The organism is Pedobacter riviphilus, from assembly GCF_014692875.1.
Taxonomy (GTDB): Bacteria; Bacteroidota; Bacteroidia; order Sphingobacteriales; family Sphingobacteriaceae; genus Pedobacter; species Pedobacter riviphilus.
In genome coordinates this window covers 537,095-553,229 of record NZ_CP061171.1, presented here as the reverse complement: position 1 = coordinate 553,229, position 16,135 = coordinate 537,095, and the positions used below count along the sequence as shown (strand labels likewise).

At 35.6% G+C, this 16,135-nt stretch carries 15 protein-coding genes; all 15 read left to right on the top strand.

All coding sequences use genetic code 11. The features are described 5' to 3' along the window. The first annotated feature begins 1 nt into the window (after nucleotide 1). The 15 genes from H9N25_RS02160 to H9N25_RS02090 all read left to right on the top strand — a co-directional run bounded on the left by H9N25_RS02160 (nucleotide 2) and on the right by H9N25_RS02090 (nucleotide 16,128). The gene (locus H9N25_RS02160; RefSeq protein ID WP_167293116.1) at nucleotides 2-2,401 is read left to right on the top strand and encodes a GumC family protein; all 2,400 of its coding nucleotides are present in this window, start codon (nucleotides 2-4) and stop codon (nucleotides 2,399-2,401) included. A gap of 120 nt (nucleotides 2,402-2,521) precedes the next feature. Continuing rightward, nucleotides 2,522-3,025, top strand: coding sequence for a UpxY family transcription antiterminator (locus H9N25_RS02155; RefSeq protein WP_190327801.1), 504 nt, complete (start codon nucleotides 2,522-2,524; stop codon nucleotides 3,023-3,025). 151 nt (nucleotides 3,026-3,176) lie between these two features. Continuing rightward, complete coding sequence (asnB, locus tag H9N25_RS02150) at nucleotides 3,177-4,976, top strand: asparagine synthase (glutamine-hydrolyzing) (protein ID WP_190327800.1); 1,800 nt, start codon at nucleotides 3,177-3,179, stop codon at nucleotides 4,974-4,976. A 10-nt stretch (nucleotides 4,977-4,986) separates the two neighbouring features. Further along, nucleotides 4,987-6,096 (top strand): glycosyltransferase family 4 protein, encoded by a 1,110-nt coding sequence (locus H9N25_RS02145; RefSeq protein ID WP_190327799.1) that lies wholly within the window; start codon nucleotides 4,987-4,989, stop codon nucleotides 6,094-6,096. 26 nt (nucleotides 6,097-6,122) lie between these two features. Next, nucleotides 6,123-6,977 (top strand): ABC transporter permease, encoded by an 855-nt coding sequence (locus H9N25_RS02140; RefSeq protein WP_190327798.1) that lies wholly within the window; start codon nucleotides 6,123-6,125, stop codon nucleotides 6,975-6,977. 50 nt (nucleotides 6,978-7,027) lie between these two features. Beyond that, on the top strand, nucleotides 7,028-8,275 hold the full coding sequence (locus tag H9N25_RS02135; RefSeq protein WP_190327797.1) for an ABC transporter ATP-binding protein: 1,248 nt from the start codon (nucleotides 7,028-7,030) through the stop codon (nucleotides 8,273-8,275). Continuing rightward, nucleotides 8,276-8,902: a CatB-related O-acetyltransferase gene (locus tag H9N25_RS02130; protein ID WP_223833548.1), complete on the top strand. Its 627-nt coding sequence runs from the start codon at nucleotides 8,276-8,278 to the stop codon at nucleotides 8,900-8,902. Between the two features lie 47 nt (nucleotides 8,903-8,949). Continuing rightward, a complete protein-coding gene (locus H9N25_RS02125; RefSeq protein WP_190327796.1) occupies nucleotides 8,950-9,660 on the top strand; it encodes a class I SAM-dependent methyltransferase in 711 nt (236 codons plus the stop codon). Beyond that, a complete protein-coding gene (locus H9N25_RS02120; protein ID WP_190327795.1) occupies nucleotides 9,661-10,467 on the top strand; it encodes a glycosyltransferase family 2 protein in 807 nt (268 codons plus the stop codon). Nucleotides 10,468-10,472: 5 nt separating this feature from the next. Next, entirely contained in the window at nucleotides 10,473-11,459 is a 987-nt protein-coding gene (locus H9N25_RS02115; protein WP_190327794.1) for a glycosyl transferase, read from the top strand. Then, complete coding sequence (locus H9N25_RS02110; protein ID WP_190327793.1) at nucleotides 11,459-12,292, top strand: DUF5672 family protein; 834 nt, start codon at nucleotides 11,459-11,461, stop codon at nucleotides 12,290-12,292. Before H9N25_RS02115 ends, H9N25_RS02110 begins: the two co-directional genes overlap by 1 nt. Continuing rightward, the gene (locus H9N25_RS02105; RefSeq protein ID WP_190327792.1) at nucleotides 12,292-13,410 is read left to right on the top strand and encodes a glycosyltransferase; all 1,119 of its coding nucleotides are present in this window, start codon (nucleotides 12,292-12,294) and stop codon (nucleotides 13,408-13,410) included. Before H9N25_RS02110 ends, H9N25_RS02105 begins: the two co-directional genes overlap by 1 nt. 149 nt (nucleotides 13,411-13,559) lie before the next feature. Continuing rightward, on the top strand, nucleotides 13,560-14,387 hold the full coding sequence (locus H9N25_RS02100) for a glycosyl transferase (protein ID WP_190327791.1): 828 nt from the start codon (nucleotides 13,560-13,562) through the stop codon (nucleotides 14,385-14,387). Continuing rightward, nucleotides 14,369-15,187 (top strand): glycosyltransferase, encoded by an 819-nt coding sequence (locus H9N25_RS02095; protein WP_190327790.1) that lies wholly within the window; start codon nucleotides 14,369-14,371, stop codon nucleotides 15,185-15,187. The genes H9N25_RS02100 and H9N25_RS02095 overlap by 19 nt, the downstream gene beginning before the upstream one ends. Then, nucleotides 15,187-16,128: a glycosyltransferase family 2 protein gene (locus H9N25_RS02090; protein WP_190327789.1), complete on the top strand. Its 942-nt coding sequence runs from the start codon at nucleotides 15,187-15,189 to the stop codon at nucleotides 16,126-16,128. Before H9N25_RS02095 ends, H9N25_RS02090 begins: the two co-directional genes overlap by 1 nt. Nucleotides 16,129-16,135 lie beyond the last annotated feature (7 nt).

Below are 16,135 nucleotides of genomic sequence, written 5' to 3'. Positions count from 1 at the left end.
TATGGAAAAAGCAGAAGATTTAGAGGTTAAGGCGGTTAGCCAACAAATTGATTTTTATAAAATATTCAGGGTATTTTGGAGCAGGTGGTATTGGATTGCTGGCTGCATTGCCATTGCACTGGTTGTTGCTAAAATAAAGGTACTTTATACATTACCTATTTACCAAACCGGAGCATCGCTTAAACTACAGGACAGTAACCCGAGTGTGAGCACAAACAACCAAATGCCCACACAGGTTTATAATTATACCGATAAAATTCAGGCAGAAAGTTTTGTGATCCGCAGTAACGATGTTGTACTTAATGCCATTGCTAGCCTGGATTACAAAATTTCCTACTATTTAAAAGGCAGGATCAGGACAACAGAACTATACCCAAGTATTCCTTTTCAGATCGAAATTATACAACAGGATTCGGTAAACTTTAATCGGGGTTTGTACAATATAGAAGCGATTGACAATAAAAGCTTTAGCATTAGTGATCCTAACAACGAAAAAGCCAAACCAACCATCCACCGCTACGGAGAGGTATTAAATATGGGCAATATGCGATTCCGCATTAAATCCATTGTTCCAAAAGGCGATTATAGCTTTAAATTTAATACCAAAGAAGATTTTATCGGACGGGCAATGGGTTTAAATGTAGCGGAGGCCGCACGCTTTACCAATGTAATGAGTTTAAGTTTAACAGATGGTAATCCTGTTTTTGCTGCCGATATGCTCAATGCCATTATGAAGGAATATGTGCGTTACGATTTGATCCAGAGGCAACGTTCGGCTAAACAGACGGTCCAATTTATTGATACGCAACTGGGCTTTATTAATACTGAGGCGGGTAAATCTGGCAACACGTTGGCGAACTACAAAACCCAGAACAAAATGGTCGATCTTGGATCTACCACCTCTACAACAATCGGTAAATTATCAGATTTTGAGAAACAAAAAACAGAACTAAATATTAAACAACTGGCGATTAAACAACTGGAAGACCAAGTGAACAATAACCGTTCGAAGGTAGAGATTGGCTTAGATATAGAAGGTGATTTAAATAGCGGACTGGGAACTTTAGTTACTCAACTCAACACCTTACTCGCGAATAGAATACTCAAACTCAATCAATTTAATGCAGATTCGCAACCCGTTAAACAAATCGATCAGCAGATCGCCAATGTAAAAGCGAGCATCAGGAGCAGTGTGCAGGCCATGCGCAATAATAATGAACAGACCATCCGTTATATCAACAGCCAAATTTCTGCGGTAAATCAAAACATAAGCACCATTCCGGCCAAAGAACAAAACTTTGTTAAACTCAGCACCAACTTCGAAGTAAACAACAAAGTGCGTTCTTATTTATCTGAAAAAAAATTAGAAGCAGAAATGAATGCTGCGGCCACGGTATCTGGTGCCGCTATTGTAAATTTAGCTTATCCATCTTATTATTCTATTTCTGCGAATTCGAATAAGGTTTACACTTTTGCCATTTTATTTGGTTTAGGTGCAGGTATGGGTTTGATCTTGCTGGTACGTTTTTTAAATCCTTACATCTATGACAAGGAAACCGTAGAAGGCTTAACGAATACGCCTATCATCGGGGTAATCCGCAAATTCCCCGATTATATTGATCAAGATAACCGCCAGGCCTTATCTATTGCTAAACCTAAATCAGTTTTTGCCGAATCGGTTAGGTCCGTACGTACCAATTTGAGCTTTTTAGCCAGCCATAAAAAAAGTAAGGTGATTTGTATTACCTCTGAGATATCGGGTGAAGGGAAATCATTTGTGACTGTAAACCTGGCGGGCACGCTTGCGTTAATTGAGAAAAAAGTAATTTTAATTGCTGCCGATTTACGTAAATCAAGACTACATAAAGTTTTTGGAAGCGATAACCGTAAAGGACTGAGCTCCGTCTTGTCCGGACAGCATAGTTTAGCAGATGTCCTCATCCATGACGAGGTACATCATATCGACTTTATTCCATCAGGCCCCGTACCCCCCAATCCTTCAGAGCTTTTGCATACTGCCGCCATGCGCGATTTACTAAAGGCTTTAGAAAAAGAATATGATTATGTTTTGGTCGATACGGCTCCGGTAGGCCTGGTTTCGGATGCTATACCGCTGATCAGGAACTCTGATGTAAATCTTTTTGTGATCCGTTCAGGTGTATCGCAAACACGGGCAGCAGCTATTCCAGAGCGGTTATCACGGGAGTATGGATTAAGCAATATGGCCATTGTATTAAATGCATTTGGTGATGATGCCCTTTATGCGAATTATTATACAACTGATTATAGCCGTGGTGGTGGCAACAGCACTTATTATTATTCTGACTATTCGGGATATTCTGGCTCAGGTTATTACGATGATGAGAATAGGAAATGGTGGATGTTTTGGAAGAAGAAGTAAAAGAGGATAGATGAAGAAGGATTTTTTTCGTTGATAGACTTGTTGCTCAACCGTTTATGATTAAACGGATAGAAATTTGATAAAATATGTATAAGGGTTTCATTATAAAGACTAAGCATAATGATTGATCAGAATTACAGATGGTATCCGGTTTATACGCGATCGAGGGCAGAGAAAAAGGCTTACAAGGAATTGGTAAGAAAAGGCATTAACGTATATCTACCTCTAAAAAAAACAGTTAAACAATGGAGCGATCGCAAAAAAATAGTTGAGGAGGCATTAATTAAGTCTTACCTATTTGTGTATATTTCGGCCAAAGAGCATGCTGAAGTTTTGATGACCAATGGCATTGCCAGGTTTCTCTATTTCTCTGGTCAAATAGCCGCCATACCCGAACAACAAATTAAAGATCTTAAACTTTTACTGGCCACGGATGCAGATCTGGAGGTTTTTGAATATGATATAAAACCAGGCGCGCGCGTATTGATCAAGGCAGGTCCATTTAAAGGGATTATTGCCGAACTGGCTTCTGTACACAATAAACAGCGTATTATTTTGCGTTTACAAAATATGGGTTACGCTATTGAAATTAACACCTCTGTTGCGTTTGTAGAACCGCTCTAGGTGATGTGAGACTTGAGAGCTGAGATAGGGCTCAGTAAGATATATAAAAAATAATCAGTTCATTTTTAAAAGAAAATGTGACTGAGAGGGCGAAGCTGTGCCCGGGCAAGATGGAAGTTGGTTGTGGTAAGTGGAAAAACAGGAAATATAAATGTGCAGGATTGCAGGTATAATTGATAAAAACAGATCAATAGAACAGATCGAACAGGAGGTTAAAGGCATGTGTACCATAATGGCGCATGGCGGCCCCGATGACGAGGGCTTTTATACCAATACCAACGAAGGCCTTGTGATAGGTCATAGGCGTTTGGCTTTGATCGATCTCTCTCCTAATGGTCATCAACCGATGAAATATAAGGCAGATGAACTTATAATTTCCTTCAATGGAGAAATCTACAATTACCCGGAGCTCAAAAAAGAACTGCAAAACCTAGGCTTTCTATTCAATACCGAAAGTGATACCGAGGTTATTTTAGTTGCCTATGCAGCCTGGGGTGTAGCCAGTTTTTCAAGGCTTAAAGGCATGTTTGCCTTTTATCTATTCGATGCCCAGCTTAAATGTAGTTATCTGGTCCGTGATCTATCAGGTATTAAACCCTTGTATTATTGCAGTACAGCACTAAGTTTAGTTTTCTCTTCAGAAGTTAAGGCTTTTGCAGAAAGCTCTTATCATTATACCGAACAACCTGATTGGAAAATCTATTTCCTCGCTTTTGGGCATATACCAGAACCATACACCACTTTTAATGAAATTTTGATGTTGCCAAAAGGGCATTACATGGAATGGCAGCACCAATCGGATACCTTCGAAATTAAAAATTATGTCCAACATCGGCACGTTGAAGAAATTTTGGGCAAAGAGACCGCTAAATTAGCTTTAGAACAAAATTTACGGGCATCGGTAAAAAGACACCTCCTATCTGATGCTAAGATCGGTGTTTTTTTAAGTGGTGGTATTGATAGTAGTATCTTAACGCTACTGGCCGATGAAATTACGAATCTGGATTTAAGTACCCTGAATACCATTTCTATCAATTTTGAAGAAACAGCCTATTCAGAAAAGGCCTTTCAGGATATAATAACCGAAAAAATTAATGGGGAGCATTCAGGATACACCATTACCCCATCTATTTTTTCAACGTATTTCCCAGTCGCATTAAAAGCTATGGATCAGCCTACTGCAGATGGCATCAACTCATGGTTTGTTAATTATTTTGCAAAAAAAAACGGCTTAAAAGCTGTTTTATCGGGTATCGGTGCCGATGAGCTCTTTGGCGGCTACCCTTCCTTTAAGCGGATGGGCTTACTTAAGCAGCTGAAAAAATTGCCGAAACTCATCCTAAAAAAAAGCCTCGCCTTTAATAACTCCGGATTAAAACGTTCCTATTATTTAAGTTATCAAAATACGGCTGGCGAATATCTTTTTTTAAGGGGAATATTTACCCCCGATGAAATCGCAGCTTTGTTAAATTTCTCAATAGAAAAAGTAGATCGCGTATTAAAAAATATAAATATTGCCTCCGCTCCAAATCATTTAGATAACGGAGAAAGGGCCAGTTGGTTGGAATGTAATTTATACATGCAGAATCAATTGCTTAAGGATACCGATACCATGAGCATGCAGCATGGTATAGAAGTCCGTGTTCCTTTTTTAGATCAGGACCTATTAGGTATTGTTAAATCTATTAAACCTAAGCTAAAATTTGGGGCTGATCGTCCGAAATCACTTTTAATTGATGCATTTTCTGCTATACTGCCAAACGCAATATGGAACCGAGAAAAAATGGGCTTTACATTCCCCTTCCAACTTTGGTTAAAAAAAGATGAACAGTTTCTAAGCTCAATAAAAACCGAAGGAAACCAATTTGCATCAAAAATGGTTAACGATTTTAGACGGGGTAATTTACACTGGAGCAAAGTGATGGCGCTTTATCAGGCGTTTAGGGTTTAAGAAAAAAAGATTGAAAAACAGAAAAGTTCTATTTCTTAGCTTACACACTTTCAGTTTAACCGGTGGAATAGAAAAAGTAAGTAAAACTTTTGCAAAGACGCTTGATGACCTGAAAGCCAGTGCGCAAATCAAGTCTTACCAGGTTTTATCAATGTATGATGATCAACCCGATCTGGCCTACGTGGCAAAAGATTCATTTAAGGGATATCATGGCAAAAAAACAGCCTTTGGTTTAACAGCTATCAAAGCGGGACTAAAAGCAGATGTAATTATTTTAAGTCATGTTCATTTACTACTCTTTGCACGAATCATCAAAATGTTAAAGCCAGGTGTCCGTATCGTGCTTTTTGCCCATGGAATAGAGATCTGGAATGCTTTAGCGGGCTGGAAAAAACAGATGCTGACCAGGATAGAAATCTGGGCAGTAAGCCGGTATACGGCAGACCAGATTATACTGCATCATGGAATAGCTGAAAGCCAGATTAAAGTATTGAACAATTGTTTAGACCCCTATTTTAAATTAGAGAAATCTGTTTCAAAACCGGCTTCACTCCTCACAAAATATAGAATTAACAACAACCAAAAGGTATTGTTGACCATCTGCCGCTTATCTTCATCAGAACAATATAAAGGTTACGATCTAGTTATCGAATGCTTGGCGCAGGTAATCAAAATTTATCCAGATTTGGTTTACTTGTTGGTTGGAAAAGCAGACCAGGCAGAATTAGCGCGAATTAATAAGCTCATTGCTCAATCTAGCCTACAAAAAAACGTAATACTTACAGGATTTGTAGCAAATGATGAACTTGCTTTACATTATCAATTGGCAGATGTATTTGTAATGCCGAGCAAGGCAGAAGGATTTGGACTCGTTTTTATTGAAGCTGCTGCCTACGGTTGTACTGTACTCGGTGGTAATACCGATGGCAGTAGCGATGCCCTGATGGACGGCAAACTGGGTACGCTTCTAAACCCTAATGATGTGATAGCTATTGGTGAAGCAATTATCACTTCATTGCAAAAAGAAAAACATCAGTCCAAAACAACCCAGAAACTATGTTTTGAAACATTTGGATACAAGCAATACCAGGAAAAAGTATCTAACTTACTATTAGTTTAAGGCGATAAAGATGAATATAAACAACCATGCATAAAGAAGAGCACACCTGGACCATTGAGGCTAAAGCTTCTTTATTCGATTTAAAGCTTAACGAAATTTGGGCTTACCGCGATCTGCTTTGGTTATTGGTTCGCCGGGATTTTGTTTCTTTCTATAAACAGACGATATTAGGCCCATTGTGGTTTTTTATACAGCCATTATTTACCACCATCATCTTTACCTTTATTTTCGGTAACCTGGCAGGTATCTCCACCGATGGGCTACCTAAACCATTATTTTACCTGGCCGGTATCACTGCATGGAATTACTTTGCAGATTGTTTAACCAAAACATCAACGGTTTTCAGAGATAATGCCGGCATATTTGGAAAGGTCTATTTCCCCAGGTTGATTATGCCTTTGAGTATCGTAGTGAGCAATCTGGTCAGGTTCGGCGTACAGATGTTATTATTTTTGATTTTAATGACTTATTACCTGCTGGCCGGGGCACAGTTTTCAATCAGCTGGGCCATTTTTCTTTTTCCATTAATAGTCATCTTAATGGCATTACTAGGTTTGGGTGCAGGCATGATTATCTCAGCCATGACTACCAAATATAGAGACCTTGCCTTTTTGGTTGGATTTGGTGTGCAATTGTTGATGTATGCCACGACCGTAATCTATCCTTTATCTGAGGCAATAAAAAAATACCCTGCCTACGCGTGGATTATTGAGTATAACCCCATGACACCAATTATTGAAACTTTTAGATATGGCTTTTTGGGTCAAGGAAGTTTTAGCTGGCTTAACTTAGGTTATGTAACATTGGTTACCATTATACTCATGCTGTTGGGTACAATAATTTTCAATAAAGTAGAGCGGAATTTTGTGGATACGGTTTAAATGGATGATGTAATATGGATAATGGAAGACAAACACTAATCACCCTTTAAATGTCGAACATAGCAATAAAAGTAGAAAATCTGAGCAAAGCCTATCAACTTGGCCAAATTGGTACAGGCACCATCAGTCGTGATTTAGAACGTTGGTATGCGCGGATTCGGGGTAAAGAAGACCCTTTTTTACGTATTGGCGAAAGCAATAATCAGAATACCAAAAGTGAAAGCGATGTCGTATGGAGTTTAAAAGATATTAATTTCGAAATTGAGCAAGGCAATGCAGTGGGCATTATAGGTAGAAATGGTGCTGGTAAAAGCACGTTGCTCAAAATATTGAGTAAAGTAACCGCTCCTACTACAGGTAAAATATCAGGCAAGGGCCGAATTGCAAGTTTACTTGAAGTTGGAACAGGCTTCCATCCAGAGTTATCTGGCAGAGAAAACATCTTTTTGAACGGTGCGATTTTGGGCATGCGAAAAAAGGAAATCCAACGCAAATTAGAAGAGATTGTAGACTTTGCTGGCATTGAGCGTTATCTGGATACTCCTGTTAAACGATATTCATCCGGGATGTATGTGCGCCTGGCTTTTGCTGTTGCCGCACATTTGGAATCAGAGATTTTAATTGTTGATGAGGTATTGGCCGTTGGTGATGCAGAGTTTCAGAAAAAGTGCTTGGGAAAAATGGGTGAAGTGAGTAAAGGTGAGGGTAGAACGGTATTGTTTGTGAGCCATAATATGAACGCTATCAACACACTAACAAATATAAGTTTTTATTTAAAGAGTGGCATTATTGAATTTAATGGCAAGACCGGTGAGGCTGTAAAACACTATTTATCGAATACAAAACCCAGTAAGACATATTTATCTGCTCCAAACCAAAAAATTAGTATAACTAGGGTAGAAGTTTTAACTTCAGAAACAAATAGTATACATAATCAAGGCCAACCATTAACGATAGAGATAGATGTTAATATGCCTTACTATGCTGAAGGAATGGGTGTTTCCTTTCAGATATATAATGAAGAGGAAACACCAATTATATATTGCTATCGGTTTGATGTTGATAAACCCCTTCTAAGACATGCTGGGATTAACAAATTAAAATGTATAATTCCAAATTGTAGATTATATATGGGTAGATACTACTTGCATGTTCATTTGGCCGAAACAAAAGGCCGTACATACATTGAAGGAATCGATAAAATATGTGAGTTTGAGGTGCAAATTATCGAAAAAAATATCGAATGGGGTTGGCAACCTGATGTTTGCAAATATTTGGAAGATTTTTACTGGGAATAAATGATTAAAAAAATTGCTTACAAAATAATTAGTTTGTTAAAAAGAGCAACGAACAATGAACAAATACTTGATGAAAATTTTAGAGTTTTTGGAGACACTAACGTTACTGATTCAACAATAGGGAGATACTCTTATATCTCTCCAAATTCTCTAATACACTCGTCTTACATAGGACAATTCTGTTCTATCGGTCCAAACGTAATAATAGGTTACGGAGACCACCCAACTAAGTATATAAGCTCAAGCCCTATGTTTTATCATGCTGGAAATATTTTCAATAAGACTTTTGCAAAAGAGGAACATTATGAACATCATAAAAAAGTAACTATAAAAAATGATGTTTGGATTGGAGCAAATTGCTACATAAAAAATGGTGTTGTTATAGGAAATGGCGCAGTTATAGCAGCAGGGGCAGTTGTAATTAAAGACGTTCCAGATTATGCTATTGTTGGCGGCATACCGGCCCGTATCCTTAAATTCCGATTCGGATATGAAACAATCAATAAACTTTTAGAAATAAAATGGTGGAATTGGGATGATGAGAAGCTACAGAAATGGCAGCCTTTTTTTATCAAAGAAGACATCCAACCTTTTATTGATGCTGTAGAAAAAATCAATAATGCCTAATCAAATAATTATTCAAAAATTATAAATAGCAGTAATAAAAATAAACAATGAGGGCCAAGAACTTAAACAGATTAAATTCTGCCAGTGTTGATATTAACGATATAAACTACTTACACTATTACTCCTATCATGAAGATTTATTTGGAGCTTTCGAAAAATACGCGCATGGTAAACTTTTAGATATCGGATGTGGAAACAAGCCTTATGAAAAACAGCTCAAAGGTAAAATCACCAGCTACACCGGTGTTGACATCATTCAATCTAGTGATAATAAAGTAGACTATTTATGTCAGGCCAATGCAATTCCCTTTCAAAACAGTCTTTACGACATAGTTATTTCAACCCAAACCATTGAACATGTCGAGGATCATCAAGGATTGGTTAATGAGGCATTCAGGCTTCTTAAACCAAATGGCATCTTTATTCTCAGTGGTCCTCTTTATTGGCCGTTACATGAAGAGCCTTATGACTTTTTTAGATTTACCAAATATGGGTTTCAATACATTTTGCAGAAAGCAGGATTTGAAGTTTTGGAAATCAAATCTAATGGCGGAAAATGGGCGTTGGTAGGTCAAGCTATTTTATATGCAATTTATCCTGATATATACCATATAAAGGGAATAAAAGGTAAAATAGCAAGAACTATGCTAAGACTAATAGGTGGAATAAAGACTATTAACCGCCTATTTTTGAAATTGGATATAAAATCCAAAGATTATTCTAATACTATGAACTATGTTATTGTATCGAAAAAATAGATGAAGCTTTCTGTCGTAATTCCATGCTTTAACCATGGCCATTTTATTCAAGAGGCTATAGATAGCGTATTGCTATTAGAAGATGATGGTATTGAAATCATTATTGTAGATGATGGCTCAACAGAAAGTTATACTAAAAATAAGTTAGAATCTTTAAAGAATGCGGGACATACAGTAATTAATCACCAAAATAGAGGACTAGGGTTTACCCGAAATAGAGGGATAGCAAAAGCCAAGGGAAAATATATTCTGCCATTGGACGCAGATAACAAGATCTACACCAAACATCTTTATAAGGCACTTGAACTCCTCGATCAAGACATTTGTGATATTGTTTATGGCAATCCGATATACTTTGGAGAAGAAATAGAAAGTAGGAAATTCAAAGTGAAAGAATTTGATGGGATAGAGCTTTTTTTCGGTAACTATATTGATGCATGTGCAATATTTAAAAAGGAAGTGTGGTACCAATTGGGAGGATACGATGATCAAATGCCATTTAATGGCAACGAAGATTGGGAATTTTGGATACATGCCTTTATTAAAAACTTCCGTTTTAATTATATAAATAAAGACATGTACTATTATAGAATCGTTTCAAATTCAATGCTGGCCAATGTGCAAGAAACTGACAAGGAAAATTTAAACTATCAATATATTGTAAAGAAGCATTATATGGACATGTTTAAATTACTTAATCAAGAATATTCATATGGTAAGATGTATAAATCAGACCGTTCTAATCCCTTTAGAAGTTCAGTCAAGTATTTTGCATTGTATGTTAAATCTTTATTAAAGATCAAATAAACTGCGTGAAAATAGCGTTTACACTTTGCTCAAACAATTATTTAGCCCATGCAAAAACATTGGGTGATTCATTTCTGGAATTCCACTCAGACTTTAAGTTTGTTATAGGTTTAGTGGATGAGTATGATACCAATATGGATTATTCATTGTTTTCGACATTTGAAATTATTCCATTGGTTAAGTTGAAACTTCCAGAGCTAAATGATCTTGTGTTAAAATATAACATTATAGAACTAAACACCTCCGTTAAACCTTCATACTTTAAATATTTATTCGAAACAACAGGGGCAAACAATATCATTTATATCGATCCAGATATTCTGGTACTAAGTAGATTAGTGGAGGTGATAGATGCATTAGTTCACCATAATATTATTATAACACCTCATATTTTAACCCCTATTGACGACGAATTTGCTCCTACAGATTATCATACCATAAGAGGTGGGGTTTTTAATTTAGGTTTTATTGCTCTTTCTAATTATTCTAAAATTAATAATTTTTTAAACTGGTGGGAGAATAGGGTCATGAAATACGGGTTTGCCGACTTTTCGAAAAGTATGTTCTATGACCAGCTTTGGGTCAATTATGTACCTGTTTTTTACGATAACCATCTCATTTTAAAACACCCTGGCTATAATATGGCAAACTGGAATCTCCATGAGCGTCATTTAACATTAGTCAATGGAAAATACATTGTAAATGACAGATTTCCATTAAGATTTTTTCATTTCAGCAGCTATAATTATACAAATCCTGATGTAATATGCTCATACCAAACAAGATACGATTTCAATAGCAGAAAAGATCTTCTTGAATTGTTTAAAGATTATAGATTCCTGTTATTAAAAAATGATATCGAAAACATATCAAATCTCCAAATATTTTATTCAAATAAATTCAATCAAAAGAGCTCAAACGAAAAAAAAAATATCTTAAAAAAAATTATCAGACGTTTAGCCTTAGCACTTCAACCTTTTCTAGATAAGTAATGAATAAATTATGTGTTGTCGTTCCAATCCATAAAAAAACGCTTACCATTAATGAGCTTATTTCCCTTAAACAGTGCAAATATATCTTGTCAACATATGATGTATTCTTAGTTTTTCCTGAACAATTGGACGTTTCTGAATACCTGAAGATTTATCCTCAAATTCAATTAAAACCAGTAAATCGCAGTTGGCTTAGTAGTATTGAAGATTATAATAGGATGAAATGTTCACGTTCGTTTTACGAATTATTTAAAGAGTACGATTTTTTGCTAACGTACGAGTTAGACTCATTTATTTTCTCAATAGAATGGGAAAAAGCTAATGCTTTAAATTATGATTATATTGGTGCACCATGGTTCAAAAACAATCATGGAATATATACTGATAAGATTGTTGGGATCGGCAATTCAGGTTTTTCTATTAGAAATATTAAAAAATGTAGGGAGATATTGGCGTGGAGAGATAAAATTATGCCTTACTGGTCCCTATATAGCAAATTATATCTTCATAAAGTTTTAAGATTTACTTTGTTTTTAAAATTGTTAGACAACATATGGAATCATAAAGGGAAAAATGTATATTTTTTTTCTTTTTTAAGTGCTGATTTCATTCATGAAGATGTATACTGGTCTGTCATCGTTCCAAAGCTATTCAGATTTAAACTGGCAAAGCCTAATGATGCATTAAGGTTTAGTTTCGAAGTAAATCCTTCAATTCTTTTCGAAATGAATAACGCTCAGTTACCTATCGGTTGTCATGCCTGGGAAAAATATGATCTAGAGTTTTGGAGCCGATATATTCCAACTAAAGTTAATAATGATTATTCCCAGTAATGAATTTCCTTTTTATTTCCGAAATTTTACCAACTGATACTTATGCTAGTGAGATAGTTTTTTATAGACATTTTTCTGAACTTGTTAAAAAAGGTCACAGTGTACACATACTAACAGATCAAAATTCATATAATAATCGTAACAAAGATTTATCTTCTGAATTTTCGATCCATATTGTCCCCAATCGAAAATGGTTTTATCTGCCTTTTAAACCGTTTGGGATTCTCCAAAATATAAGATTCTATATTTACTATTTATTATACGTACGCTCGATATTAAGGAAATATAAAATCGATAAAATAATTGGTTATGTGCACGGTAATTTCCTTCTTGCATTCAGTGCTTTCATTAAAAAAAAAACACATCTTCAATTAATAAGTTTTTTACACGATGATCCAAATGAAATCAATCGTTCTGATTCAGATTCAATAGGCATTAATACAATTAAAATTTTATCCAAAAGCGACAAAGTACTTGTCGCATCTGACTCATTTAAAGAGAACTGGCCACAATTTAAAAATAAATTTTATTTGTTATATCCAATTCCAGGTTCATTTGATTGTACAGTACATTTGAAAAGTTCACCGACAAAAGTTGGATACTCAGGCACAATATATGACGAAATTATTTTTTCTTTGGATAAGTTAATAAGTATTTTAGAAACCTTAAAGATCGATTTTGACCTGATTGGTAACAATAACAAATCAGCCTATCTTCAAGAAAAATATAATAATGTCCAATGCATCCCGCTATTCCCAACCTCTAATGAATCAAACGAATACTTAATTAACAACTGCCGAACATGTGTTATTGCTTATCCTGAAAATATAGACCAGATGCCTTGGATTAGAACTTGTTTTCCGAGCAAGTTTATTCAATATTGCTTGTTGGGTATACCTTCAATTATAATTGCCCCAAAAAAATCCGCAATTGGGAAATGGTGTATAGAAAACAATTGGATTCTCTACTCCGAAAATTACGACAATAAAAACATTGAAAAGCTTATCTATCGGAGTCACATCGATCAAATGGTTTTTGATCAGGTCGAATACTTCAAAAACTCAATATTCAATCCGCTCAAATTACAAAGCGATTTTGAAGAACTGTTAATAAATTAAATCTTCAAACAATTGTAGGATTGGAAAAGGTTATCAAAATCTTTAAAAGAATAAAGGTCATTCAAATACTTATTAATCGCTTTTATCGATATCCAAGGTCCAACTGGAATAAAATAATGCGGTTTGGCGGCCCTAAAAAATATATGAAGATGTTGAGAAATAAACGACAGATGGTCAAGGCAAGTTATTCTTTACCTCCTATTGTCTCACAGGTAAACGGTTTTGAAATCTATTTCCTAACCGGACAGGAATACATCTATCAAACCTTATTCTGCGCTTATTCATTGTTGAGTGTAACTGATATAAGATTTCAGTTTATATTGGTAGACGATGGGAGCTTTCATGAGGCACTCGTAAATCGGATTTATCAACAAATGCCGGGTGTAAAACTGGTACTTAAAAATGAGATAATACAAAACCTTTTGCGAGACTTGCCCGAAGAGAAATATCCTTATCTTCATCACAAAAGAAAAGTTTATCCCCATATTAAAAAATTAACTGATATACATACACTACCTGAAAACAATTATAAGTTGGTTATAGATTCTGATATGCTCTTTTGGAACCATCCATCAGAAATGATCAGCTGGCTAAAAAATCCGGCTGGATGTATCTATATGTTGGACAAAGTTGAATCTTATGGCTTTAACAGGGATTTGATGGCATCACTTTGTGGCCACCAGATTCCCGAGCAGTTGAATGTAGGTGTATTTGGTATACAGTCAAATACCATTAACTGGGATGATTTAGAATATTGGAGTAAAACCCTTGAAGAAACAGAGCAGGAATCATACTTCTTAGAGCAGGCCCTCTCTGCAATGCTTATTGCTAATCAGAATCCAATTGTTTTGAATAAAAACGAATACATTGTTAATCCCACGGGGTTATTACCTTGTTCAGGTAAGGTTAAACTGCATCACTACGTAGACCTTTCAAAAAGTTACTATTTCAATACCGCATGGAAGAAATTCATTTAAACCCTATCCATCTATTCTGGATCGGACAAAAACTTTCACCCATTGAAATACTTTGCTGTAAATCTTGTTTACAGAATGGGATGACACCTATTTTATGGTGCTACGAGGATATTGAAGATGTTCCAAATGGCGTAATTATCAAAGATGCAAATGCCCTGATGACAAAAGAAACAGTAGATTATTATGTCCATAACCTTAAGTTACCTATCCCTAATATCAGCGATCTTTTCCGGTATCAATTGTTGCACCAGATTGGTGGAATTTATTCTGATACGGATATTATATTCACAGAAAATATATATAAGATCGATAAGGATGAGTTCTTCTGCTCAACCTTTGAGTATAATAAGGGGATTGAAGCTAATGGTTGTCTAATGAAATTAAACCAAGCTTCACAAGTTTCTTCATACCTCGTTAATGAAGCCCGCTTAAGATTAGATAAATTCATTACAAATGGCGGTGAAATTGATTACTGTGAATTCGGTCCCTTTATTGTCCAAAAATGTGCTGAAATTTTAAATGTAGAAATTTTAGATTACGATGTTGTAAATCCCATTTCCTGGCGTTGGGTGAACAAGATAATTGCATATAAAAAATTCGACAAAGTGTTTCACTTTAAATTAATCGTCAGAAAATTAATGCCTTTCCTATACGAGAGCAGGGGCTATTTCATCACAAAAAATACTAAAGCAATACATCTATGTCACGAAATGTGGAATACTTATCGCATTAATAAGTTTGAAAAGATGAACCTTTTATGCCTTTATGAAAAATTAAAAAAGAAATTTGATCATCAATAATGGGAATAGCACCATTAGTATCGGTTTGCATACCAGCATATAACGCCGAGAAATATATTGTAGCAGCATTGGATTCGCTTTCAAACCAAAGCTATAAAGACATAGAGGTAATTGTAGTAAATGATGGCTCAACCGATAAAACCTTAGATTTACTTAAGGCCTATCAGTGGGACAAACTGCATGTCATTAATCAAACAAATAACGGCCAGTGTGCTGCCGCAAATACAGCTTTTAAACTTTCTAAAGGAGAATATATTAAATTTTTGGATGCCGATGATTTGTTATCTGCCAACTTCATAGAGAATCAGGTAAAAGCACTAGAAGGGACTAAAGATACCATTGCTTCTAGTGCGTGGGGAAGGTTTTACAACGACGATATGAGTACATTTGCTTTAAATAAAGAAAGTGTTTGGCGTGATATGATTCCAATTGACTGGCTGGTAGAGTCGTTGGCGCAAGGACCAAATATGATGCAATGCGGATTATGGCTCATCCCGAGAAATATCCTTTCAAAATCAGGTCTTTGGGATGAACGCTTATCACTTATCAATGATTTTGATTTCTTTATAAGAGTTTTACTAACCAGTAAAAAAATTATGTTCACTGAAAATGCAATTTTATATTATCGTTCTGGCCTAAGTAATTCACTTTCCAATCAAAAAACAAATACAGCTTTAGAATCGGCTTTTTTATCAGCTAAACTGGGGGTAGAACATATAATAAGGTTCGAAAATTCGGATAGGACAAAACGTATTTGTGCTAATGTTCTAAAGTATTGGAGTTATCATTTTTACCCAAAGGCAATGATCCTCTACCAACAATCTAATCGATTGATTGATAGTCTTGGAGGTTCAGACTATAAATTTCCGGCAGGGGAAAAACCAAACTTCTGGTATCATTATTTGGCTGGAAGCCAACAAAGTGGATTAAATCCTGCCTAAAGATTTC